Here is a 23,338-nt window from a genome sequence, read left to right on the forward strand (position 1 = left end):
AAAAAACGATGGCCAGCGCAGCGCAGAGCGCGACCTTGCCCCTGTTCTACAAGGACCTCACGCCGGTCAACGTCCGCGATCACGGGACCTGGCGGAGCCGCACGACCGACAAGGCGAGCTGGCTTGCCGCACAGCATGTCGTGCCGCTCACGGTCGAGGAATTCGCCGAGGCGCAGCGGCATTATCCGATCATCTTTTCGGTCGGAGACGATCCGGTCCCGCTCGCGCTGATGGGCCTGAACGACGGGGTGAATGTGTTCGTCGAGGCGGACGGCAGCCTCGCCGAGGCGGTCTATATCCCGGCCTATGTGCGGCGCTACCCGTTCATGCTGGCCCGGATATCGCCTGAAAGCAGCGATCTCTCGCTCTGCTTCGATGCGACCACCGATCTGGTGGGCGACTTTGCCGACGGTTCGCTCCTGTTCGACGGCAACGCCCCCAGCGAAGCATGTCGTTCGACGCTGCAGTTTTGCGAGCAGTTCGAGATGGCCGGCCAGAAGACCGGCGCCTTCATGGCCGAACTCGTCAAACACGGCCTTCTCATGGACGGCGAACTCACCGTCCAGCCCGGTGGTGAAAGCCCGCCTTTCGTCTATCGCGGCTTTCAGATGATCGACGAGACCAAGTTTCGCGACCTCGATGCCGAGGTGCTTCGCGAATGGAGCCGGAACGGCGCGCTGCCCCTGATCATCGCGCATCTGTTCTCGTTGAACCTGATGAGCAAGGTCTTCGATCGCCAGCACCCGGTGTCGCCTGCCGGCGCGCTGGCCCCAAGGCCTCGCGGCCGCTCAGCGGCGCGATGAAGCTGCTGCGCCGCCTCGGATGCCTGGTCGGAAGACATGAACGCTGGCGCGAGCGCGTATGGCGCGACGGCTCTTTCTACAAGGGCATCTGCAGGCACTGCCGGGTGCCGATGGTCCAGGATGCCAAGCGCCGCTGGCATGTCGACCGCGGACGCTGAGATGCCGCCTCCTGCTCTTTCGGTCCGGCCAAGCGACCGGGCGTGACGATCGATGCGCCGGGAGATTATATTGTCGGCGGCAGCCATGGCCGTCTTGTTCTGGTCCGGGCAAGCCACGACCCCGCGGCTTCCCGACAGGACCAGCGGCGATCGGATCATCCTCGTCGACATCTTCAGGTCGGTGGACGCGTGCGCGGCCGCGTCCGGACTCAGCCGTGCAGCATGCGCGGAAGGGGGGCGGGCGGCCCGCGCCAAGCACGATCGGTCGGGCCCGAAGTTCGGAACGCGTGCCCTTTGCGAAGCGCGCTTCGGCGTTGGCGCTTGCGATCTCGGGCACGCGGGCTCCGAGGCGTGGGCGACCCCGCGGCCCGCCGGTTTCCTGCACTGTGCCGCCGGGCCGCGCGGCTGTTCGAAACCCACCTTCGCTCCGGTCTATCGCAACGCTGCGGGGGCCGAATTCATCGTTGCCGGCGAGGGATATGCCCGTCGCCTGTCAGCCTATGCAGGCCGCTTCCGTATAAGCCGGCTCGCAATTGGCCAGTCGGATATCTGACCGCCATGAGTCTGCGCGACGCGCTGCCTCCTTACCTGCCGATGCGCGTGCCGTGCCTTCTTGCATGGCGCGTCGCGCGATCAGTGCGCGAAGGATGCGACCGAGACGCGATCGCGGCCCGACCGCTTTGCGCGGTAGAGCGACTCATCCGAGGCGCGCAGCAACTCGGCTGCATGCGCGGCGACCGATCCGGCAACCGTTCCAAGATCGAGCACCGCGACCCCGACGCTGATCGTCACCTTCTCGCGATCCGCCGCCGGGTGAGGCACTGCGAGGCTGTTGACGGCGCGCCGGCACTGGTCCGCGAGTTCGGCGGCGGCTCGCGGGCTGGCATCGGGGACGACCAGTGCAAACTCCTCGCCTCCATATCGCGCGACCGAGGCGGCGGCGCCGAGGCCGCATTGCTCCAGCGCCGCCGAAACGACGCGCAGGCACCGGTCGCCCGCGGGATGTCCGAAATGATCGTTGTAGAGTTTGAAATGATCGATATCGACGAGGAGGACGGCGACGCGACTTCGCGCCGCGCCAGCGCGGCGCAATTCCTGCCGCAATCGCATCTCAAGACCGCGGCGGTTAAGCAGGCCCGTCAGATGATCGCGGGTGGCGATCGAGAGCAGCCGGCGGTGCGACCTCAGCAGACGCCGCTCGGTATGAACGCGCCGCGTGATGTCGGCGGCCGCCACGCACAAAGCCTGCACCTGTCCGTTCTCGGCCAGCACCGAAAAGGAAAGCTCGAGCCAACGATCCTGCCAGGGAATGATGAAATTCCTGAGTTGTTCTCCAGCGTCGGCCTTGGCGAAGCAGGAGCTCAATATCGTATCGGCGTCGGCGAGCAGGCTTGCCGCGAAACGACCGGCGAGCTGTCCGGCAGCCACTCCGGCAAGTTCCGCCATCCGCTCGTTGACGGCCTCGAAGCGGCGCTGACGGTCGATGATACAAAGGGCGATCGGGGCCATGGCAAAATAGCCGGGAAGCGCCGATCGAGATGGCCCGGCGGCGAGGCGACGCGGCGTGCTGGTCGGCGCACCGCACCGCTCGCTCGCCGCACGCGACCACGCTCCCAAGGCGAGTTCCATGACCAACTCCATCGAATAATCTCAAAGCGCTCTGGTCGCTGCCCCGGAGCTTGTCATGTTAAGGATTGCAAAATCTCCCCGCTTTCGAGCCAGGCTGTAAAATATTGTTAACCATCCCTTCTTTCCTCGCATTTCGCGCCTGCATCCCTAGGGTCGCGCCCGAAGCGGGTGGCGGAGCAGGAAATGCGGATCGCAATACTGGAAGACGATCTGGCGCAGGCCGGATATGTGAAGAAATTCCTTCTCGAAGCGGGTCATGGTTGCGACCATTTCGCCGACGGGCAGGATCTCATTCGGGCGTTGCGCCGCGAGACGTTCGATCTCCTCGTTCTCGACTGGAACGTCCCGGGAGCGTCGGGTCTCGACGTGCTGCAATGGATGAAGATCAATCTCGAGACGCCGCCCGCGGCGCTCATGCTGACGAGCCGCTCGACCGAGGAAGATATTGTCGAAGGCCTCCTGGCGGGCGCAGACGATTATGTCGTAAAACCTGTCTCGGCGCCCGTCCTTCTCGCGCGCGTCGATGCCATCGCGCGGCGCGCCCACCCGCATTCCGTCAGCGGCACCGAGACCTTCGGCCGGTACAGGTTCGATACGCGGGGCGAACAGCTCGAGATCGACGGCGAGCCGGTCAATCTGACCGCCAAGGAGTTCGCGCTGGCGCTGCTCCTGTTCCGCAACACCCACCGCGCGCTCTCGCGCGCTTATATTTTCGAGTCATTATGGGGCCGCAGCCCCGACCTTCCGACCCGGACACTCGACGTTCACATCTCCAACGTCCGTACCAAGCTCAACCTTCGTCCGTCGAACGGCTACAAGCTGGTCCCGGTTTACGCTTATGGATATCGCCTTGAAGCGCTTGAATGACTTTCATATTCTGATTGCGCTGACATTTCTGTGCCTCGTCGCGGCGCCCGGTCTCCCCGCTGCCGCCCAGGGGCGCGAGGCGCGGGGCGCCGAGGTCGTCCTCTACCGCGTCAAGGCCGGCGACAATCTCTACGATCTCGCCGGGCGCTATCTCACGCGCATCGAAAGCCACGCTGCCGTCCAGCGTCTCAACGCAATCTCCGATCCCCGGCGCCTCAGGCCGGGATCGCTGATCCGAATCCCGCGCTCGCTGCTTCGCCACGAGCCGCTGAGAGCCGTCGTCCAGAGCTATCGCGGTACGGTTATCGTTCAGCGCGGCGCCGCCCGCCAGGCCGTCGCGGTCGGAATGCGGCTCGGCGAAGGCGACTTGCTCGAAACGGCCGAAAAATCCTTCGTCAGCCTGCGGCTGCCCGATGACTCCACCGTCGCCATGCCCTCACACTCGTCGGTTCGCATCCAGCGTCTGCGCAGGACGCTCCTCGGCGGTTCGATCGACAGGCTGTTCGCGATCGTCAAGGGGCGGGCGAACGCGACCGTCACGCCGATGACCGATCCCGGCAGCCGCTTCGACATGTCGACGCCGTTGGCTGTCTCGGCGGTCCGCGGTACGGAATTTCGCATGTCGTTCGATCCCGGGGCGCGCCGCACAACGACCGAAGTCACCGAAGGGAAGGTCGCCTTCGAACCTGCGATCGAAGGATCGGCCGCTCCTGCCGGCGCCCAACTCGTGACCACCGGTTTCGGCATCGCGACCGATCTCGCAGCGCCGGTCGCGCTGCTGAGCCCACCCGACCTCCTGCGTCCCGGGCGCGTGCAGGACGAGGACAGGCTCCGCTTCGAATTGCGTCCGGTCGACGGCGCGGTTCGCTACCATATCCAGGTTTCGCGGGACGCGGGATTTCTCGAACTGCTCGACGACGCCGAGGCGGCGGCGCCGCTCGTCGATCTCGAACCCCTCGCGAACGGAACTTATTTCGTGCGCGCCACCGCGATCGACGCGCGAGGTCTTGAAGGAATGCCCGCGACCTATGGTTTCGAGCGGCGTCTCAACCGCGTGGAGGCAAGCGTCGAAGGCACGCAGGCCGGCCGTCACCGCGAATATCTGTTCCGCTGGCGAACGCCCGATGCGCCGCGTGCCCAATATCGCTTTCAGCTTTTCTCCGCGTCGGCAATCGATCCGATCGTCGATGAGACCGGCCTCGCATCCACCACCTTCGTCGTCGCCGACCTGCCCGAGGGCAGCTACCGTTGGCGCGTGATGACGCTGAAATTCGCCGAAGGTCGCCCTTATGATTCCTGGTCTACCTTCCAGGAATTGCGGGTCGATACCGAAAAATGATGTCGGGCGGATGAGCGGGGAAAAAAGCCGGACACGGCTCAAGGTCGAATGGGGGATCATTCTCCTCGCTGCGAGCCTTCTTGTCGGATGGATGAGCGCCGACCGGTCGCTCCTGCGCTTCGACAATCTGATTTATGATCACCTGCTGCAAGCCAGCCGGCCGGCATCGTCCGGCGACATCATCCTTGTCGCAATCGACGACGAAAGCCTGCGGCGGGTCGGCCGCTGGCCATGGCCGCGCGAGACGCATGCGCGCCTCGTCGACGCGATAGCCAAGACGAGACCGCGCGCGATTGGCTATGACATCCTCTTCTCCGAGCCGGCCGATGCGGCGGGCGATGCGAGCCTCGGTGCGGCGATGCGGCGCGCCGGCAATGTCTATGCACCGCTATCCTTTGCCGCGCCCGGCCGGAATGGCGCCGGGTTCGACATTCTCGCACCGATCGGCCCCGTGCGCGAGGGTGCCGCCGGGATCGGCCACGTCAACCTCAGCTTCGATCCCGACGGGACGGTCCGGCGCTTTTCGTCCTCGTTCGGCGATTCCCGGCATCGGTGGTGGCATCTGGCCGAGCTGGTCCATGCCGGGCCCAGGCGCGAACCGTCGCGGGCCCCGGGCGCACCCATTCTCATCCCGTTCGCGGGGCCAGCCGGCCACTGGCCAACGGTCCCGGCGGCCGCGGTGCTTGCGGGCGAGGTTCCTCCGGAGTTTCTCCGCGGCAAATATATCATGGTGGGTGCGACCGCCAACGCACTCGGCGCCGGGCAGCCGGTTCCGGCCGGCGAGCGTATGCCCGGCGTCGAGATCCAGGCGCATATATTGAATGGCCTCATTACCGGACGGGCGGCGCGCGAGGCAGGTATCCCCGCCATGCTCTGCTTCGGCCTCATTCCCTTGTGGATGGCGTTCCTGGCCTATCGCTACCTTCCGAGCCGCGCGGCCGCTTTCGCCGCGGCGATCATGATATTGGCCGTGTTCCTCACGGCCGCGGGCGCGTTGATTCTTTTCGGGCTCTGGATTCCGCCGGCCGTCGCGATTGCCGGACTGGTCGGAAGCTATCCACTTTGGGCTTGGCGCCAGCTCGCATCGGCGGACAAATTCATGCGGACCGAAATCGACCGCTTCCGGTCCGATCCGCGATGGCTGCCCGAGCCGGAGATGCCGCTTCCTCCCGGTGGGCAGCTCGAATCGACGATCGGCAAATTGCGGCTCGCGATCTCCAATGCACGCGAGCTTCGGCACTTCGCTCTCGACCGGCTCGACCAGCTTCCCGACGCGATCCTCGTTACCGATCGCGAGGGCTATATCGTTCTCTCGAACGCGGCGGCGGCGGCGCTGTTCGGCTCGCTTGGCACATCGATCGCCGAGGGCGACGACTGTCTCGCTCTCTTCGCCTGTTTTCACCTCGATCCCTCGCGCGATCCGCTGCCGGTGACCCGCGAGAAAGGACAGCTGAAAGTCGATTGCGGCGATCTCGATGCGGCGACTGCCGAAGGCCATTTCTATTCGGTGCGCTTTGCGTCCCAGAGCGCCGCGACAGGCGAGCAGGTCGGTTGGCTCATCCGCCTGCTCGACGTCAGCGAAAGCCGCGCTTCGCAGCGGCAGCGCGACGACATCGTCCAGCTTCTGACCCACGACATGCGATCGCCGCAAGCCTCGATCATGGCGTTGCTCGATTCGGCCGCGTCGGAGCAGATCGATCCCGGCTTCGCGGCCCGCATTCGTCATTACGCTCAGCGGACGCTCGGTCTTGCCGATGGTTTCGTTCAATTGGCCCGCGCGGAATCGCTTAAATATGCCATGGAGGAAATCGACTTCAACGACATCCTCATGGACGCCATCGACGAGCTCTGGCCGCAGATGACCGCGAAGCAAATCCGGGCCGAAACGCTCGGCGGCGAGGAGCGGATCCTTGTCGAGGGCGAGCGATCGCTCCTGACGCGGGCGCTCGTCAACATCATCGACAATGCGGTCAAATATAGTCCGCCCGGAACCTGTATTCGCTGCACGCTTCGCCGCGAGCCTGCGCCCGGTGGCGGCTGGCTTGCGCAGTGCACGGTCGAGGACGAGGGGCCGGGCCTGCCCGCTGATCGCTGCGGAACGATCTTCGAGCGTTTCGAGCGCGGTCCGCTCGGTATCGGCCACAAGATCGAGGGGGTCGGTCTCGGCTTGAGTTTCGTGCATACCGTCATGGTGCGGCACAAGGGCGAAGTGCGCTGCGTGAGCGAGCCGGGGCAGGGAGCGCGCTTCACGCTCACCTTGCCCGCCCTGGCCTAGGGCATCAATGCGAACACCGAGGTCCGAAGAGCTTCGCCTTCATCGGATTTCTTTTCGCGGTACAATTCGCTCCCATGGGCGCGATAGATTTCTTCGCCCGTCGCGCTGTCGGTCACGGTCACGACAAGACGCCGCATCCGCTTCGATTTCGCGCGTGTCGGCGGCAGGAGCCACTGCGGTTCGGCGGCCTGGAGCAGTGAAAGGCCGGTTTTCGCTGGCGGCTCCGAGAGGCCGACCTGAACGACTAGCGAAGCCTTTTCATCCGCCGAAAACCCGCTTGCCTTGAGCTTCGATGCCAGCGCCGCCTCGATGCGGGACGGTTCGGGGCCAGCGACAAGCATGCGGTAGCTGCCCGGTTCCGGCATCCTTCCCACTTCGGTAGCGATGATCGCAGGCTGCGTGGTGCAGGCGGATAGCGCCAGAATCGGCGGCAGGGCGAGCGGCAGGATTTTCATCTCCGCTTCCTACAATCTCGCTGCACGAAGCCGAAGTTAAAAATCGACTTGAATGTTTGAAGTGCGGTGCGGAAAAGCGCGGAGCTTTGCATAATTTAACATTCATGTTGTTGAGTTTACTCCACATATCTGATCATCTTCATTCCGGGGGCGAGCCTCCTGGGTCGCAAGTCATGATCGATGATCATGAGGGCGAGATCAGCGAAGGCTGGTCTCGCTTTCCCCTCGCGGATGGTGGCTTGCATCTCCGGTCGCCCTGCTCGCCGCGGGCTGCGATCGCCTCAAAGATATCGGTCGCAAAGCCCCGGGAACGCTCGGCGAAGCGACGCGTTTTGGGGCGGACGAAGTTGGGGAGACGGGGCCGTGGGAATAAACAGGATATCGGAGGCTCGCGTCCGGCGCGACCGGATCGCGGAAGCCGCAGACTGGATTGCGGCACATGTGCCCTGGACCATCGATGCATCCGATTGGCCGGCTTTTCATGCACGCTGGCCCGATATAGGCGCCGGGGAACTCGCCGATGTCGACATCGAGTTGCAGCGGCGAGGCGAGGCGATATGTTCGGATCCCGAAGCCACCGCGGCTACGTTCGGCATGGCCGGTCGAAGCGATGGCTCGTCCGCCGCGGCCGCGTGGCTGCTGGAGCGCTTTCCGCGTGCGGACATATTCGATCCCGAATTCGTCGAGCATTTCGCTCATCTGACCCGCTTGGAAATTCTGTGGGCAGCAGTCGAGCATCGCTCGCTCATCGGCGCTGCTGTGGCAGGCACGCGTCCCTGTCGCTAGCGCGCGAGGCTGATGGGCGGCGGCTGGGGACCAACCCGCCGCCGCCCAGGCCGGGCCGATGTGGGGGCGGTCCGACCGCGTTGATTATCGCAAGACGTCATTAACAAAAGGCTGACGCGGGCTTCTCTGCGTCGGGGCGCGCACCCGGCATCAGTGAGTGCCGGTCGCGATGGCGCGCCTGTTCAGCGCCGCTTTCATACCATGGGAGCACCCCGTTAGAAGGATCACGCATCCCGTCCGCGATCCCAAGTTTTCGATTCAGCGCTGGAGCCATAGATCGCGATCTTTCGGCCTTTGGGTTCGGACGAACGCCGAAAAGGAAAATTTCCAGCCAGTGCTTTCGTCGCGAGGCGGTCGGCTAGTGAATTGTTAAATAGTGTCAATTTTACAATTCTCCAACTATTCATTAACCACCGACCGCCTCTAAGGCGCCCCGATCTCATAGCGAGAGCGGGGGCTTTCAGTGTTTAAAAATCTAGTCGGCGGTTCGGTCCGCGCATTTCGTGTTGCGCGTTTCATCGGTCTCGCCATTGCCATGCTCGTTTCGGCACCGGCCTGGGCGGCCGATCTGCAGGTGTCCGATTACACCTGGGCTCCCGATCCCGTGCCAAATGGCGCCGCCACCGAGTTCACGGTGCGTCTGACCAACAACGGGCCGGGCTCTGTCTCGGACACGGTGGTTTCCCTCGCGGTCTCGAACCGCTTTCGCGTCGATGCCGGCGACTTCCCTTCCTATTGCTCCTTGTCCGGTGCGACCGGGTCGCAGACGCTGACGTGCAACCTTGGTGCCTTCGCGGTCGGCGACCGCAGCTTCTCCTATTCGGCGACCGCCATTGCCGTCGGCTCGGCAAACACGTCTGCCACCATCTCGAGCGCGACCGCTGGCGATACCAACGCCGCGAACGACGTCCTCGTCGTGACGCCCGCGGTCCAGAACGGCGCGGATCTTTCGCTGGTCAAGGATGATGGCCTGCCCGGCAACAGCATCGTCGCCGGCGGCACCATTTCCTATCAACTGACGGCCAGCAATGCCGGTCCCGACGCGACAGCGGCGGTGCGCGTCGTCGACAATCTGCCGCCGGCTTCCGATTTTCAGTTCCAGTCCGCCGGTGGCACCAACTGGAATTGCTCGCGGGCCGGCACGACGGTGACCTGCATCTATTCCGGCGCTGCGGCGATCGGCGCGCTGCCGCCGATCACCATCGCGGGCCGCGTCATCCGCCAATCGAGCGGTACGCTCACGAATACCGCCTTTGCCGAGCTTTCGGTACCCACCGTTCTCGATCCCAACGGCGGAAACAACGCCGCCACTCCGGTCGTGACGGCGATAACGGAGGGCACCGACCTGCGAGCCGGAAAAGCCTTTTCCGCGGCGACGATCGTCGAAGGGACGAGCGCGAGCGTCACCTTGACTGTCTTCAACGACGGTCCGCGAAGCGTCACCGGCGCGACGATCAGCGACACGTTCGCCACCAATTTCTCGATCGGAACCTTGCCGGCAGGCTGCACGGCCGCCGGGCAGACCGTGACCTGCAACGCCGGGACGCTCGCCAGCGGCGCCAATCGCGCCTTCGTTATACCGGTAACGGCGAACACCGCGACGGCAGGCATCGAGAATAATAGCGCGACCGTAACCGGACCGGCCGGCCTCGCCGAACCCGATACCGCGAACAATGTCGCCACGGCAGCGTTCCAGATCGTGGCGCCGACCGCCGATCTCAGCGTGACCAAGGGCAAGACGCCGAATCCGGTCCAGGCGGGCCAGGACATGACGAGCACGATCATAGTGCGCAACAATGGCCCCGGCGTGCTGAGCTTCGGTCCCGGCAGTCCGCTCAGGGTAACCGACAGCGTTTCTGCCGACGAAACCTATGTATCCGCGAACGCGGCATGGAGTTGCGGCCAGGCCGGGACGGTGATCACTTGCGATACCGTCAATTCGGGCACAATCGCCGTCGGTTCGACGATCACCCTGACACTGGTGACCCGCGCGGGCCCCACCGCCAACGTCAATCTCACCAACAATGCCTGCACCGGGACGACCGGCGGATCGCAAGCGACGCCGGCCGATAGCAATGCCGCGAACGACTGTGCCGGCGCAACCGCGCGCGCGACGACGGTCACGACCGATCTCGCCGTCGTCAAGGAGGTCTCGCTCAGCCCCTCGGGGCCATGGAGCCAGACGCCGGCGCTCGCGATTCCGGCGACAAGCCAGAGCTTCTACATCCGCCTTACCGCCTCGAACGGCGGCAGTCAGGCCGCCGGAACCGTCGTCGTGAGCGATGTGCTTCCGAACCGGTTGAACAGCGGCGGTTTTGTGACGAGCGTCGCGCAGGAAAGCGCGACCAGCGGCTCGGTCGCCTACACCGCCTCGAACGGCGAGGTCCGCTGGACGCTCGGCAATCTCGCGCCCGCGGCCGCTGCGACGGCCATCGTTCGCGTCACGCGCCCGTTCACCGAAGGGGCGCACACCAACGTCGCGCGTATCTCATCGCCCGACACGATTGATTCCAACAGCGCGAACAACCAGTCGACCGCGCTCTACACGGCGGAGCCGCTGGTAGACATGGCGGTGACGGCGAAGTCCATTGCGCCCAATCCGGTGCAGACGGGTACCGTCGCGACCTACACGATCAGCGTGCGGAACAACGGCGCCAACACGGCCGACGACGTGGTTGTGACCGATACGATCGATCCGACCCGCTTCGAACTCGTCGGCAGTCCGTCGACGACGCAGTCCGGCGGCAGCTGCGGCGCGACGGCGTCGACCGGCGAGGTGCGTTGCAACATGGCCGACTTCACGCGCGGCCAGACCTTCCAGATCAACCAGCAGGTCCGTCCGCTGTTTCCCTTCGGCGGCGCGACATCGGGCTTCCCCCTCAGCCACACCAACACGGCCTCGGTCACGACGGTTACGGCCGAAAGCGACACCACGAACAACAGCGCGTCCGTCACGCATGACGTGACCGCGCCTGGATTCGACCTTGCGATCACCAAGCAGGAGCCGGGTCCCGAGTTCGATCCGCGGCGCTTTGGCGACGAGCTCGTCTATGACGTTCGTGTCTCGAATTTCGGCCCCTCGCGCGCGACGAACGTCGTCATCACCGATATTCCCCAACCTCCCGCCGGCTACACAATGGCGCTGGCCGGTTTTCAAACAAACCAGGTGCCGGCCAACGGCGGCCTCACGCTCTACACGCCGCCCGCGCCCGATTGTGTCCAGGCTGGCGCCAATGTTGTTTGCCGCCTGCACGGCTCGCAGCCCGCGCTGAACTATCTCGACCCGCTGCGGCAGACGATCTTCAGGCTGCGCTTCACGCCGGCCGGTCCGGCGCCCGCGACCTCGCTCACCTTCACCAACGGTGTGAACGTGGTCGCGCTCGAGCAGGACAATACGAGCGTCAACCAGGCCGATACCCAGCTCGCCAACAACAGCGCGGTCCAGACGACCACGGTGCTGCCTTCGGTCGATCTTGAAACCGTATCGAAAACCCGTATCACCGCCTCGCCCGCCGGAATCAACGAGCCCGTCGAATATGCGATTGTCGTGCGTAACAACGGCATCTCGCCGATCGCCCAGATCCGCGTTACCGACGAACTCCCTGCGGGCCTTATTCTCGCTACGCCCGCGCCGACCGCCACAGCCGGCGGCACCGCGAGCGTCAGCGCGATCAATTGCAGCGGGACGACGTCGGTGCTGTGTATCCTCGACGGCAGTTTTCCGCCCGACGGCTCGCAGGTCACAATTCGCCTTTTCGCTCGCGCCGCCTATCCGTTCAGCGGCCCGCTCGGCTCCGATCTGACCAATAGCGCGACGATCGCGCCGGGCCAGGACAGCGGCGGCCAGGAACTGGCGCGCGATAGCGAACCGACCAACAACAGCAAGACGGCCGCCGTGCAGGTCGCGGCGTCCTCGATCGCGGGTTCGGTCTATGCCGACGACAATCTCGACGATGCGCCGCAGGCGGGCGAGATGCTCGCCGGTGTTACGGTGACGATCAGCGGCACCGATGCGTATGGCAATGCGATCGCGGCGCGTACCGCGACCACCAGTGCGTCGGGCGCCTTCCTGTTCGACCGCCTGCCGCCGGGCACCTACACCATCGTCGAGACCCAGCCGGCCGGCTTGCTCGACTATCGGGAGACCGCGGGCAGCGCGGGCGGTACCGTCAACAATGCCGCCTTCGGCAGCGGCGCGGCGACCAACTCGATCGCAAGCATTTCCCTGCCGGCCGCAACCGACGCGACCGGCTACCTCTTCCAGGAGGTGCGCGCTGCATCCCTCAGCGGCACGGTATTCCGCGATGCCGACAATGACGGCATCATCGATCCCGGCGAAACCGGCGTGGGGCCGGCCGACTTCCCGGCTACGCCGCAGATCCGCCTGACCGGCAACGATTATGCCGGCAATCCGGTGAATCTCACGACGACGGTGGATGCCAGCGGCAATTACAGCTTCGCCGACCTGCCGCCGTCGGATGCCACCGGATATACGGTGACCCAGCTCGTCCAGCCGAACGGTCTTTCGGACGGTCTCGACAGCAATGCCGGCAACATCGTCGCCGGCTCGGCGGGACGCGCTGCGCCCGAGGGTATCGCGGTCGGACCGGTCGGCTCAGGTGCCACGCTCACCGGCCGTAACTTCGGCGAGATTCCGAGCTCGACCCTGTCCGGCATCGTCTATCTCGATCCGAACGAAAATGCGGCGCGCGACGCGGGCGAGCAGACCGGTCTCGCCGGTGCGATCATCCGTCTCACCGGCACCAACGATGTCGGGCAGAGCGTCGATTGCTCGATCACCACCTCGGCGGCGGGAACCTACAGCTTCCCCTCGGACGTCGATCCCGATCCGGCGTGCCGCGTTCTGAGACCCGGCACTTACACGGTCGCCCAGACGCCGCCTCCCGGCCTCACGCCAAGCGGAGCCTATATCGGATCGACGGGCGGCAGCTCGGGCGGCGTCAGCGGCACCAATGTGCCGGTGCCGGGTACCGCCAACACCATGGTCACCGGCGTCGTCATTGCCGCCGGCACCACCGCCGAGCGTTACGACTTCGGCGCGACCGGCGAAGGCCTCAGCGGCTATGTCTATGTCGATCGCAACAACAATGGCGTTCGCGACGACGGCGAGCCGGGAATCTCCGGCGTCACCGTCACGCTCTCGGGCCAGACCGGCGGCGGCCAGGACGTGTGCACCATCGCGACCTGCACCGCGACCACCGATGCGGGCGGCAACTTCATCTTTATCAACGTGCCCGGCTCTTCGGCTGCAGGCTACACACTGACCGAGCAGGCCCAGTCGAGCGCCCCGCTTTCCGGCTATGGCGACGGTGCCGACGCACCCGGCACGGTCGAGGGCAGCCCTCGCGGCACGGCCGGCAACGATGTCATCAGCGGCATCGTTCTCGGCGCCGGCGAGCTCGGCATCAACAACGCGTTCGGCGAGCGCGGATCCTCGCTCGCGGGCAGCGTCTATATCGACGGCAATGACGACGGCGTGCGTCAGGGCGGCGAGACGGCTCTGCCCGGGGTCATGGTCACGCTGTCGGGCACGAGCGCCAGCGGCGAGGATATCTGCACGCTCCGCGCTGCGCTCGATCCGGCACTCGGCTGCACGACCACAACGGGTCCTGACGGCAGCTATCGTTTCGACGATCTGCCGGCCGGCACCTACACGCTGACCGAGGACCAGCCGAGCGTCTATGCCGACGGCCGCGAAACGGCCGGCACCCCGGCAGGCACCGTCAACAATGGTAGTTTCGGCGGCACGCCCGCAACCAATCGCGTCGCCTCGATCGCACTCGGTGGCGGCGTCGCGGGCACGGGCTACGACTTCGGCGAGCGCGCGATCACCATTTCGGGCCGGGTCTATCTCGATCCCGAACGCGACGGCGCGGACAACAACGAGACCGGCATCCCGGGCGTCACGATCACGCTGCGCCAGGGCGGCACCGTCGTCGCCACCACGACCACGGGTCCGGACGGCAGCTACCGGTTCGAGAACCTGCCCGCCGGTAGCTACACGGTCGAGGAAACCCAGCCCGCGGGCTACGGGTCGTCGACCCCCAACAGCCAGTCGGTCAACGTGAGTGCCGGCCAGAACCAGTCGATCGACTTCGGCGAAACCAATTCCAGCCTTGCGGGCTCGGTCTTCGTCGACAGCAACAATGACGGCGTTCGCCAGCCCGGCGAGAGCGGCATTGAAGGCGTCACCGTCCGTCTCACCGGAACCGACGAGGCGGGCACTGCGGTCGATCGCACGCTGACCACCGATGCCGACGGCAACTATCGCTTCGGCGATCTGCTCGCCGGCACCTACGCACTGGCCGAGACCCAGCCGGTCGGCTTCGGGGACGGGGGCGAGAGCGCCGGCACGTCGGGCGGTTCGGTCGCGAACGACAGCATTGCGGCCATCGCGCTCGCCGCCGGCATCGATGCCAGCGACTATGTGTTCGGCGAGGTCGGCCAGGGCCAGGGCGGCACCGTCTATGTCGATACCAACCGCAACGGCGTCCAAGATCCGGGCGAGCCGGGTATTCCGGGCGTCACCGTCGAATTGCAGCGTCCGGACGGATCGGTCGTCCAGACGGTCACTACCGGACCCGACGGGCGTTACGACTTCGCCGACATCGAGGCGGGCGACTATGTCATCGTCGAGACGCAGCCGGCGGGGTACGGCGATGCCGCGGAGAACCCGGCAAACCGCGTCCCGCTGACGGTGGGCGTCGGGAGCCCCGTAACCCCGATCAATTTCGGCGAGCGCGTGGGCTCGATCGCGGGCCTCGTCTACAATGACAGCAACGGCAACGGCCAGCGCGACCCGAACGAGCCGGCGATCCCCGGCGTCACGCTGACCCTCAACGGCTCCGACGCGCGCGGCAACCCCGTGACCCGGACGGCCGTCTCGGGGCCTGACGGCAGCTATCTGTTCACCGGCCTCCCCGGTGGCGGCTACACGATCGTCGAAACCCAGCCCGATGGCTATGGCGACGGCACCGATACGCCTGGAAGCTCGGGCGGCGCGGCCGCCGGCGATACGATCTCGGCGATCAACCTGACCGCGGCGGACGAGGCCACCGGCTATCTGTTCGGCGAGCAGGGCGAGGGCGCGCGGGTCGCGGGCCGCGTCTGGATGGACAGCGATCATGATCGCGCGCTCGACAATGGCGAGCCGGTCCAGGCGGACTGGGTGGTCGAGCTCCTGCTCGGCGATGCCCTGATCGCAACCACCACGACCGCGGCGGACGGCAGCTATGCCTTCAACGGCGTCGCCCCCGGCAGCGGTTACGAAATCCGCTTCCGCAATCCCGAGAGCAATGCGCTCTACGGCAGCGCGCGGCCCAACGAAACCGGTTCTCCGGTTACCGAGGGTGTGGTGTCGGCGAGCAATCCTGCGGGTGCGCGGACCGAGGGCGGCACGCTGACCGGACTGACGCTCGCTCCGGGCGCCGACGTCCCGCAGCAGTCGTTGCCGCTCGACCCGTCGGGTGTGGTCTATGACGCGGTCCGCCGCACGCCGGTTTCCGGTGCGCGGGTGGCGCTGAGCGGCCCGGCTGGCTTCGACCCCGCCATTCACCTGCTTGGCGGGACCGGCAATCTCGCCCAGGTCACCGGCGAGAGCGGCATGTACCAATATCTGCTGCTGCCCGGTGCGCCGGCGGGTGTCTACACCCTCGCGGTCACGCCGCCCAATGGCAGTTACAATCCGATCCAGCCGTCGAGCCTCATTCCGCCGTGCGCGGGTCCGCTCAACGTTGGCGGCACTCCGGATCCGTTGCTCGTCTCGCTATATAATGGCGCGCCGCCCACCAGCGCGGTCCGGACCTGCACGACCGGTGGCGACAGCACCGCCTATTTCCTGAGCTTCACCCTCACGCCCGGCGTGTCGGCGAATGTGGTCAACAACCATATTCCGATCGATCCGATCCTCGAGGGCGCGATCGAAGTCACGAAGCGGACCCCGATGACCAATATCAGCCGCGGCGGTCTCGTTCCCTATGTCGTCACCGCCCGCAACACGCTGGCCGGTGCGATCAACGGGATCACGATCACCGATCGGGTGCCGGCCGGTTTCCGCTATCGTACCGGCAGTGCGACGATCAACGGCACGGCGGTCGAGCCGCAGCAAAGCGGTCGCCTGCTCAGCTGGCCCGACCAGAGCTTCACGGCCGGCGAAGAGAAGGCGGTCCAGCTGATCCTCGTGGTCGGTTCGGGCGTCGGCGAAGGCGAGCATGTCAACGAGGCCTATGCGGTGAACGCGCTCGTCGGCGCGGTCGTCTCGAACGTCGCCGACGCGACCGTTCGGATCATCCCCGATCCCGACTTCGATTGCTCCGATGTCATCGGCAAGGTCTTCGACGATCGCAACATGAATGGGGTCCAGGACGACGGCGAGCCCGGCTTGCCCGGCGTTCGCCTTGCCTCCGCGCGGGGCCTGCTCATCACCACCGACGCCGAAGGCCGCTATCATGTGACGTGCCCGATGATTCCGAATGAGGAGCGCGGATCCAACTTCATCCTGAAGCTCGACGAGCGGACGCTGCCGACCGGTTTCCGGATGATCTCGGTCAATCCCGATACCGTCCGCCTCACCCGCGGCCGCATGGCAACGCTGAACTTCGGAGCGGCGCTGGGCCGGGTCGTGCGGCTCGACGTCAATGGCGACGCCTTCCAGGGCGACGCCGTTGCCCCGGCGTTCGATGCGCGTATCGACGGCCTCCTCGAGGTTATCGCGATGAGCCCCTCGGTCCTGCGCATCGCCTATGCGGCGCGCGGCGAAGACGAGCGGACCATCCGCCGCCGGCTCGCGTCCTTGCGGGACGTCATAGGAACGAAATGGAAGCAGGTCGACGACCGATATCGTCTGATCATCGAGGAGGAGACCGCGGTCCCGGCCGCCGCCCGACAGGGAGACGCCAAATGAGCCCGCACATGATCCGCCCGTTGGCGGCCCTCGCCCTCGGGGCGTCCTCGCTGGCGCTGAGCGGCGGGCTGCTCGCGCAGACCGCCGAACCGACGGGCTATTGCGGCGACGATACGCGCCCGTGCGGGCCGCGCACCGACGACAGCTCGGTCGAACGGCGCGCCGTCGCGGCCAACCTCGAAACCGGCCCGGCCGAGGGCGCGTTTCGCGTCACTGTCGACGGCGAGGGAGAGGGCGCCACTGCCGCCGATGCGCAGCGCGCCACCGACGTCGCGCTTGCCGAGGCGAACATCAACATCCAGGTGACCCGGATCGACGGACAGCCGATGCTGAGCATCGTTCCGGCGGAGCCGGCGATCGCGCCCGGGCAGCCGATGCGCTTCGAGGCGATGACAAATTATGCCGCGTTCATCGCGCGCGCCGAACTGCGCCTGTTCGGACCGCAGGATTCGATCGAAGGCACACCCTTGACGGTGATCCCGGTTCGCTTTGGCGAGCCCATATTGTGGAGCCCGGGAGCGGCGGAAGACCGGCCGTATCGTGCGGTGCTCCGCGTCTATGATGCCGAGGGGCGTTTCGATGAAACGGCGCCGACCGATGTGACCGTCACGGGAGCGCCGCGGGATCCGCTCCGCGATGCGCGCACTGGCCCGATCTTCGAGAATATGCGCACCACGGCGAATATTCCGGTCGCCGGCACCGAGGTAACGGTGAGCGGCGCGGTGGACGAGGCCGCGACGAAGGTCATGGCTTTCGGCACGCGCATCCCGGTCGATGCCGGCCGCCGCTTCGTCGGTCAGCAGATTGTCCCGGCTGGCGTGGGCGAGGTGGTCATCCGTCTCGAACCCGCCAATGGCGAAGCACGCGAGTTCCGCCGCGCTCTGAATGCGCCCACCGATGACCATTTCCTCGTTGCGATAGCGGATGTCACGGCGGGCCACCGGAGCTTCGATCCGGGTCGCCTCGAACTTCAGGGAGCGGACGAGGCGGACGCGCGCCGTGACTTCGTCGACGGACGGCTTGCCTTCTATTATCGCGGCCGCCTGTCCGAGCGCTGGCGCCTGACCGCTTCGGCGGACACGGGCGAGCAACCGCTATCCGATCTGTTCGACGGGTTCCTCCGCCGCGACCCGCGCGCGCTGCTGCGGCGGCTCGATCCCGAGCGCCATTATCCGACCTATGGCGACGATTCGACGACGGTCGAGGACGCCCCGACCTATGGCCGCTTCTACATCCGCGCCGAGAGCGAGAATGCCGAGGCGATGTGGGGCAATTTCCAGACCCAGCTCAGCGGCACCGAACTCATCCGCTATCAGCGCGGCCTCTACGGCGCGCAGCTCAAGTGGCGCAACGCCGCGACGACGAGCTTCGGCGAGCGGCGTACCGAGGTCAACGGCTTTGCCGCCGATCCGGGTACGGTCGGAAGCCGTGAGGATTTCACATCGACGGGCGGGTCCGTTTATTATTTGCGCAACCGCGATCTCGCGGGAGGCTCCGAGCGGCTGTTCGCCGAGGTCCGCGACCGCGATTCCGGTCTGGTGCTCGAACGGCGCGAACTCATCGCGGCGCGCGACTATGAACTGAACTATATTCAGGGCCGCATCCTGCTGCGCGAACCACTGCCGATAACGGCCGACGGCAGCCTGTTCGTGCGCGACTCCTCGCTGGCCGGTAACCCCGTCTGGCTGGTCGTCACCTATGAATATGTGCCCGGGCTCACGCGCCCCGACGCGCTGACCGTCGGCGGCCGCGCGCAGCATTGGCTTACCGATCAGGTGCGTGTCGGCCTTACCGGCTACCGGCAAGGCGAGGATCAGGCATCGCAGAATCTATACGGCGCCGACATCCTCGTCCGCTACAAGCCGGGGACTTATGTGCGCGGCGAGTTCGCCCAGTCGAAGGGCGCCGGCAACGGCGCACTCTATTCCTCGACCGGCGGATATGATTTTACCGAACTCAACACCATCGCGCGCCGTGCCAACGCCTTCAACGTCGAAGGTGCCATGGACGTCGCTGAAGTGCTTGGTGCGGGTTCGGGGCGGATCGGCATGTACTGGCGTCAGCGCGGACGCGGCTTTTCGGGGCCGGGCGAACTCACCTTCAACGAGATGCTCGATCAATATGGGGGGACTGCGGACGTCGAAATCGTCAAGGGCACCCGCTTCCAGGCGAAGGCCGACCTCACCGACGGCTCGATCACCGAGCGTCATGCGCTCGAGGCGGGTATCCGGCACGAACGAGCCGATGGCTGGTTCGGAACATTGGGTGTACGTTCGGAGAAGCAGCAGGGCCAGGCGACGTCGTACACGCCGTTCCCGTCGTCCCCCGAGCTGACGGGCTCGCGCACCGATGTCGCCGCAAGTATCGGATATCGACATACGCCTGCCCCGAACACGCCGACCCAGGATGAACCGGACGAGCAGAAGCGCGATCGTCCGTGGTCGGCGTCGCTTTTCGGCCAGACGACGGTCGATCACAGCGGCGGGCGGCAGGAGAACGACCGGATCGGCGTTGCCGGAAAGGTCGAACTCAGCGACCGGCTGAGCGTCGATGCCGAAGTATCCGACGGTGATCTCGGCATGGGCGCGGATGCACGGGCGACATTCACGATGGGCGATCGCGGATCGCTCTATCTCGGCTATGCGCTCGCTGCCGAAAATCCGGACGCGTTCAACACGGGGCGGCTCGGCCGCCTGACATTGGGCGGCCGCCGCCGCGTCGGGAGCAGCACGTCGGTCTTTGCCGAGGGGCGCTATGAGCATGGGGCCGGCCCCACGGGGCTGACCCAGGCCTATGGGGTCGATTTCACTCCGCTACCGGGTTGGACATTCGGCGTGCGCTACGAGCGCGGCTCGCTGCGCGACGCGCTGGGCTCGACGATCCACCGCGAGGTGATGGGGGCGACCAGCGATTATGGCGATAACAAGCTGCGTTGGAGCAGCGCTCTCGAGTTCCGCCGCGACGGCACTGCGCTCCTCGGCGACCGCGAAACCTGGGCGACGCGCAACCAGGTGACGTATCAGGCGAGCGATGCCCTGCGACTGTTCGGGCGGGCCAATATCTCGCTGTCGAGCGGCGGCAACCCCACGACATCGCTCGATGCCGACTATTACGAGCTCGTCCTGGCGGGGGCCTACCGGCCGACCAGCAACGACCGGCTCAACGTGCTGGCGAAATACACCTATCTTTACGACCTGCCATCCCCGGCTCAGGTGGACTCGCTGGGGCTCAATCTGGACTTTGCGCAGCGGAGCCACATCGTCGCGGTGGATGCGACCTATCAGCTGACGCCGCGTCTCGCGGTCGGCGGCAAGGTCGCGCATCGTGTCGGATCACTGCGGGCATCGCGCGATGCAAGCGCGCCATGGTTTTCGAGCGAGGCGACCTTCTGGGCGTTGAGGGCGGACTATCGGATCCTCGCGCGCTGGGAAATGCTGCTCGAGATCCGGGAACTGTCGGTCTCGGAAGCGCAGGACAGCCGGCTTGGCGGTCTGGCCGGCATTTATCGGCACCTGGGTAACAACCTCAAGATCGGGGTCGGGTATAATTTCACCGATTATTCGGACGACCTTTCCGACCTCAGCTACAATGAGCGAGGATTTTTCGTAAACGTGATTGGTAAGTTCTGATCGCCGGGAGGAGTACGCAACAATGGCTTGCCCGGCGGCAGACTCGGCGCGACGTCGGGCGCTAGCCTTCCGAATCCGGTGCTTCAGCGAAATAGGCGCGCATTTTGTGCAGCGTTTGAGGCGTGAGACGCACGAACGTGCGACGGCCATCGCCAGGATCCTGTACCCTGGCGATCAGTCCCGCCTCGCACAGGCGGCGCACGAGGCGGGTCGCGCTACTTAGCGAGGCGTCTGTTGCGATGCCAAGCGAGCTGGTCGGCAAATTTATGCCGCGGTACTCCTGAACGAACAGGTCGATCAGCAAGTCCCACGCGGGCTCGCCGAATAGCTCGTCGGAACCGATGAGTTGCCGGCGGAGCAGGCGGCGGCGCATCGTTCTGAGCGCATTGTCCAGCGCCCGCGCAATATCCGCTTCCTCTCCCCACGGATCGCAACGCAGCGTCCAGCCGGTTTTTCGCGAGGCTCGATCGCCTTCGTCACGCCATATGATGTGATGGATCTTTTTTCGGGTCACGATGATGTGATCGACCACCTCGACCTCCAGCGTGTGACCGATCCGCGCAAGCTGCCGGGTGGATGCGATATCTTGCCTGCTGGGTTCCGCGTTGCCGCTTGGATGATTATGGACGAGCAGGACGCCCGCTGCATTATGCTCGAGGGCGCGCCGGAACAATATGCGCGGGTAAAGCGTCAGGGCCGCAAGCGTGCCCCGCTGCAATTGCTCGTCGGAGATCAGCCGATTGTTCCCGTCGAGAAACAAGATGCGCATAGTCTCGTCGGGCAGCGAGCCCATCGACATGATGAGATAGCGGTGGAGGGCTGGATCAGCGGCATCGATGCGCCGCATGCGCAGGTCCGAACGCAGGGCCTCTGTCATCATATCGCGGGCATTCAGCAACAGGCTGGCCGTGCCGTCGCAGGCGCCACCGACCCGTGCCAAAGCTTCCGGAGATTGCTGCACGATACGGCCGATGCTGCCGAACTCGTCGAGTAGTTTCTCCGCCAGGCGATGTTCGGCCTTGGGATCGACGACCGCTAAAAGCTTCGCCAGGACGGATCGCTGCCGGACCGCCCAAGCCTTGTCCGGTGCTGCCAGGTTGCCGCGATCAGCAGGAGCGGAACCGCCCAGGACGGGGCCACCTGCATGATCATATAGGCCGCCGGGTCCATCGACACGTCGAGCGTCCGGCTCGTATGCGCAAGCAGCGGCAATATATGCAGCACCGCGGCGAACATGGGCCAGAAGCGATAGGCAAAGAGCGCGAGGGTGAAGGTGGCCGAGGCGCCAGCCAGATCGATCGCGAGATGGCCGAGGTCGGTCGACAGATAATCCGGCGGGACGAATAGATGCAGGAGCTGGTCCGACGCCACCATCCCGAACGCGATCCCCGCCATCGTCCGTTCGGGGCCGCCGCCGCGCCAGACGGAATAACCAAGAGCCACCGCCAACAAGAGAATGAAAACGGCGACCCGCATGGCTTCTCTTATTCATTTCGGCGGCCCTTGGTCAAATCGTCAGGAGGCTGCGCGCAGAGGCACAAGCACGGCCGATTGCTGCGGGCATTCCTGATGCAGATCATAGCCTGCCGTTTCCCGCCCGATGCCCACGAGTTCGCCATGGACGCGGAGCACATCGCCACTGACATCAACCAGCGACAGCTGGGCTTTCGCCAGCCGCTGGATTGTCGCATGGCCCTTCGCGATGGGGAGGCCGGCGGTGTCGCGCCGGGCCGTGACGACGCTGGTCATCAGATTGGACAATGCGATGAGGGCCTCGTCGAGACGCTCTTCGGCGACGGGGACGTCCACCTGAAGCCGCGCGGCGGTATTCGTGATTTCCTTGGACATGACTTCTCCTTTTCCGGGAAGCACCCCACGCCCCGGTGTCTGTTTCAGCATTGGTCATTGGGTCAGCCGGAGAGCAGCTGCGTGAGCGACTGCGCAATCCCGAGGCCGAGGGAAATGGCAATGATCGTGACCAGCAGCAGGGCGACCATGATCATTATCCGCTTCCCCGGCCCATCGCCGGGTCTCCAGATTGTCCCGAACGAAAGGCTTGCGCCCGAGAGTTCGTCCATCCGCTTGGCGCTCTCGCCAAGCTTGATGCGGGACGGCCTTCCGTTCGCGAAATTGGATGGCACGAGTTGTGGCTCACCCGCCATCTCCACCGGATCGTATGCGATGCGATAGTATATGCTCTTGAGGTGTCGGTAGCGGATCGCGGCCTCATTACGGTCGCTGGCGCCGAGGATGTTCCGCGCGGCGGTGATGCGCTGATCGACCGTATCCTTCGCGATGTCGAGTTCGCGGGCAATCTGCTTCGACGTCTTGTGATCGAGAAGAAGATCGAGGCAAGCGCGATGCCGCTCGGTCAACCGCTCCCATATCATCTGGTTTTCAGTCATTTGCGAACCCGAATCGCCCATATTGACACTCTTGTACACTCGGCGCCGCGAAGCAAATCCCAGCTGGCC

Annotated in this window: 15 protein-coding genes; 9 read left to right on the forward strand and 6 right to left on the reverse strand. The window is 65.6% G+C overall.

Annotation, left to right across the window (positions count from 1 at the left end):
- Positions 1 to 8 precede the first annotated feature (8 nt).
- The 3 genes from VFG17_RS03540 (at position 9) to VFG17_RS03550 (ending at position 1,514) form a co-directional block, all read left to right on the forward strand.
- On the forward strand, positions 9 to 803 hold the full coding sequence (locus tag VFG17_RS03540) for a SapC family protein (RefSeq protein WP_325028080.1): 795 nt from the start codon (positions 9 to 11) through the stop codon (positions 801 to 803).
- Positions 800 to 961, forward strand: coding sequence for a hypothetical protein (locus VFG17_RS03545; protein ID WP_325028081.1), 162 nt, complete (start codon positions 800 to 802; stop codon positions 959 to 961). The genes VFG17_RS03540 and VFG17_RS03545 overlap by 4 nt, the downstream gene beginning before the upstream one ends.
- A gap of 85 nt (positions 962 to 1,046) precedes the next feature.
- The gene (locus tag VFG17_RS03550) at positions 1,047 to 1,514 is read left to right on the forward strand and encodes a DUF1190 domain-containing protein (RefSeq protein ID WP_325028082.1); all 468 of its coding nucleotides are present in this window, start codon (positions 1,047 to 1,049) and stop codon (positions 1,512 to 1,514) included.
- A gap of 80 nt (positions 1,515 to 1,594) precedes the next feature.
- Here the strand turns inward: VFG17_RS03550 and VFG17_RS03555 are convergent, their stop codons facing one another.
- Complete coding sequence (locus tag VFG17_RS03555) at positions 1,595 to 2,590, reverse strand: diguanylate cyclase (protein ID WP_325028083.1); 996 nt, start codon at positions 2,588 to 2,590, stop codon at positions 1,595 to 1,597.
- A gap of 183 nt (positions 2,591 to 2,773) precedes the next feature.
- On the opposite strand from VFG17_RS03555, the gene VFG17_RS03560 reads away from it, so the two are divergent.
- From VFG17_RS03560 to VFG17_RS03570, 3 genes are read left to right on the forward strand one after another with little or no spacing between them, the layout of a single operon-like run.
- Positions 2,774 to 3,457 carry a response regulator transcription factor gene (locus VFG17_RS03560; RefSeq protein ID WP_325028084.1) on the forward strand — a complete coding sequence of 228 codons (684 nt, stop codon included), beginning with the start codon at positions 2,774 to 2,776 and terminating at the stop codon, positions 3,455 to 3,457.
- Positions 3,441 to 4,796, forward strand: a complete 1,356-nt coding sequence (locus VFG17_RS03565) for a FecR family protein (protein ID WP_325028085.1) — start codon at positions 3,441 to 3,443, stop codon at positions 4,794 to 4,796. Before VFG17_RS03560 ends, VFG17_RS03565 begins: the two co-directional genes overlap by 17 nt.
- A gap of 10 nt (positions 4,797 to 4,806) precedes the next feature.
- A complete protein-coding gene (locus VFG17_RS03570; RefSeq protein ID WP_325028086.1) occupies positions 4,807 to 7,071 on the forward strand; it encodes a CHASE2 domain-containing protein in 2,265 nt (754 codons plus the stop codon).
- Here VFG17_RS03570 and VFG17_RS03575 read toward each other — a convergent pair.
- The gene (locus tag VFG17_RS03575) at positions 7,068 to 7,526 is read right to left on the reverse strand and encodes a DUF4136 domain-containing protein (protein ID WP_325028087.1); all 459 of its coding nucleotides are present in this window, start codon (positions 7,524 to 7,526) and stop codon (positions 7,068 to 7,070) included. The two genes, VFG17_RS03570 and VFG17_RS03575, sit on opposite strands and share 4 nt — an antisense overlap.
- Positions 7,527 to 7,967: 441 nt before the next feature.
- On the opposite strand from VFG17_RS03575, the gene VFG17_RS03580 reads away from it, so the two are divergent.
- The 3 genes from VFG17_RS03580 to VFG17_RS03590 all read left to right on the forward strand — a co-directional run bounded on the left by VFG17_RS03580 (position 7,968) and on the right by VFG17_RS03590 (position 20,864).
- The gene (locus VFG17_RS03580) at positions 7,968 to 8,312 is read left to right on the forward strand and encodes a hypothetical protein (protein WP_325028088.1); all 345 of its coding nucleotides are present in this window, start codon (positions 7,968 to 7,970) and stop codon (positions 8,310 to 8,312) included.
- Between the two features lie 463 nt (positions 8,313 to 8,775).
- On the forward strand, positions 8,776 to 17,235 hold the full coding sequence (locus tag VFG17_RS03585; protein WP_325028089.1) for an SdrD B-like domain-containing protein: 8,460 nt from the start codon (positions 8,776 to 8,778) through the stop codon (positions 17,233 to 17,235).
- Complete coding sequence (locus VFG17_RS03590; protein WP_325028090.1) at positions 17,232 to 20,864, forward strand: hypothetical protein; 3,633 nt, start codon at positions 17,232 to 17,234, stop codon at positions 20,862 to 20,864. Before VFG17_RS03585 ends, VFG17_RS03590 begins: the two co-directional genes overlap by 4 nt.
- A gap of 61 nt (positions 20,865 to 20,925) precedes the next feature.
- Here the strand turns inward: VFG17_RS03590 and VFG17_RS03595 are convergent, their stop codons facing one another.
- The 4 genes from VFG17_RS03595 to VFG17_RS03610 form a co-directional block, all read right to left on the reverse strand.
- Positions 20,926 to 21,825: a JAB domain-containing protein gene (locus VFG17_RS03595; protein ID WP_325028091.1), complete on the reverse strand. Its 900-nt coding sequence runs from the start codon at positions 21,823 to 21,825 to the stop codon at positions 20,926 to 20,928.
- Between the two features lie 74 nt (positions 21,826 to 21,899).
- Positions 21,900 to 22,340 (reverse strand): hypothetical protein, encoded by a 441-nt coding sequence (locus VFG17_RS03600; RefSeq protein WP_325028092.1) that lies wholly within the window; start codon positions 22,338 to 22,340, stop codon positions 21,900 to 21,902.
- A 39-nt stretch (positions 22,341 to 22,379) separates the two neighbouring features.
- On the reverse strand, positions 22,380 to 22,712 hold the full coding sequence (locus VFG17_RS03605) for a hypothetical protein (RefSeq protein ID WP_325028093.1): 333 nt from the start codon (positions 22,710 to 22,712) through the stop codon (positions 22,380 to 22,382).
- A gap of 62 nt (positions 22,713 to 22,774) precedes the next feature.
- On the reverse strand, positions 22,775 to 23,290 hold the full coding sequence (locus VFG17_RS03610) for a helix-turn-helix transcriptional regulator (RefSeq protein WP_325028094.1): 516 nt from the start codon (positions 23,288 to 23,290) through the stop codon (positions 22,775 to 22,777).
- Positions 23,291 to 23,338: the final 48 nt, after the last annotated feature.

It is taken from the genome of Sphingopyxis sp. (assembly GCF_035686825.1).
Taxonomy (GTDB): domain Bacteria; phylum Pseudomonadota; class Alphaproteobacteria; order Sphingomonadales; family Sphingomonadaceae; genus Sphingopyxis.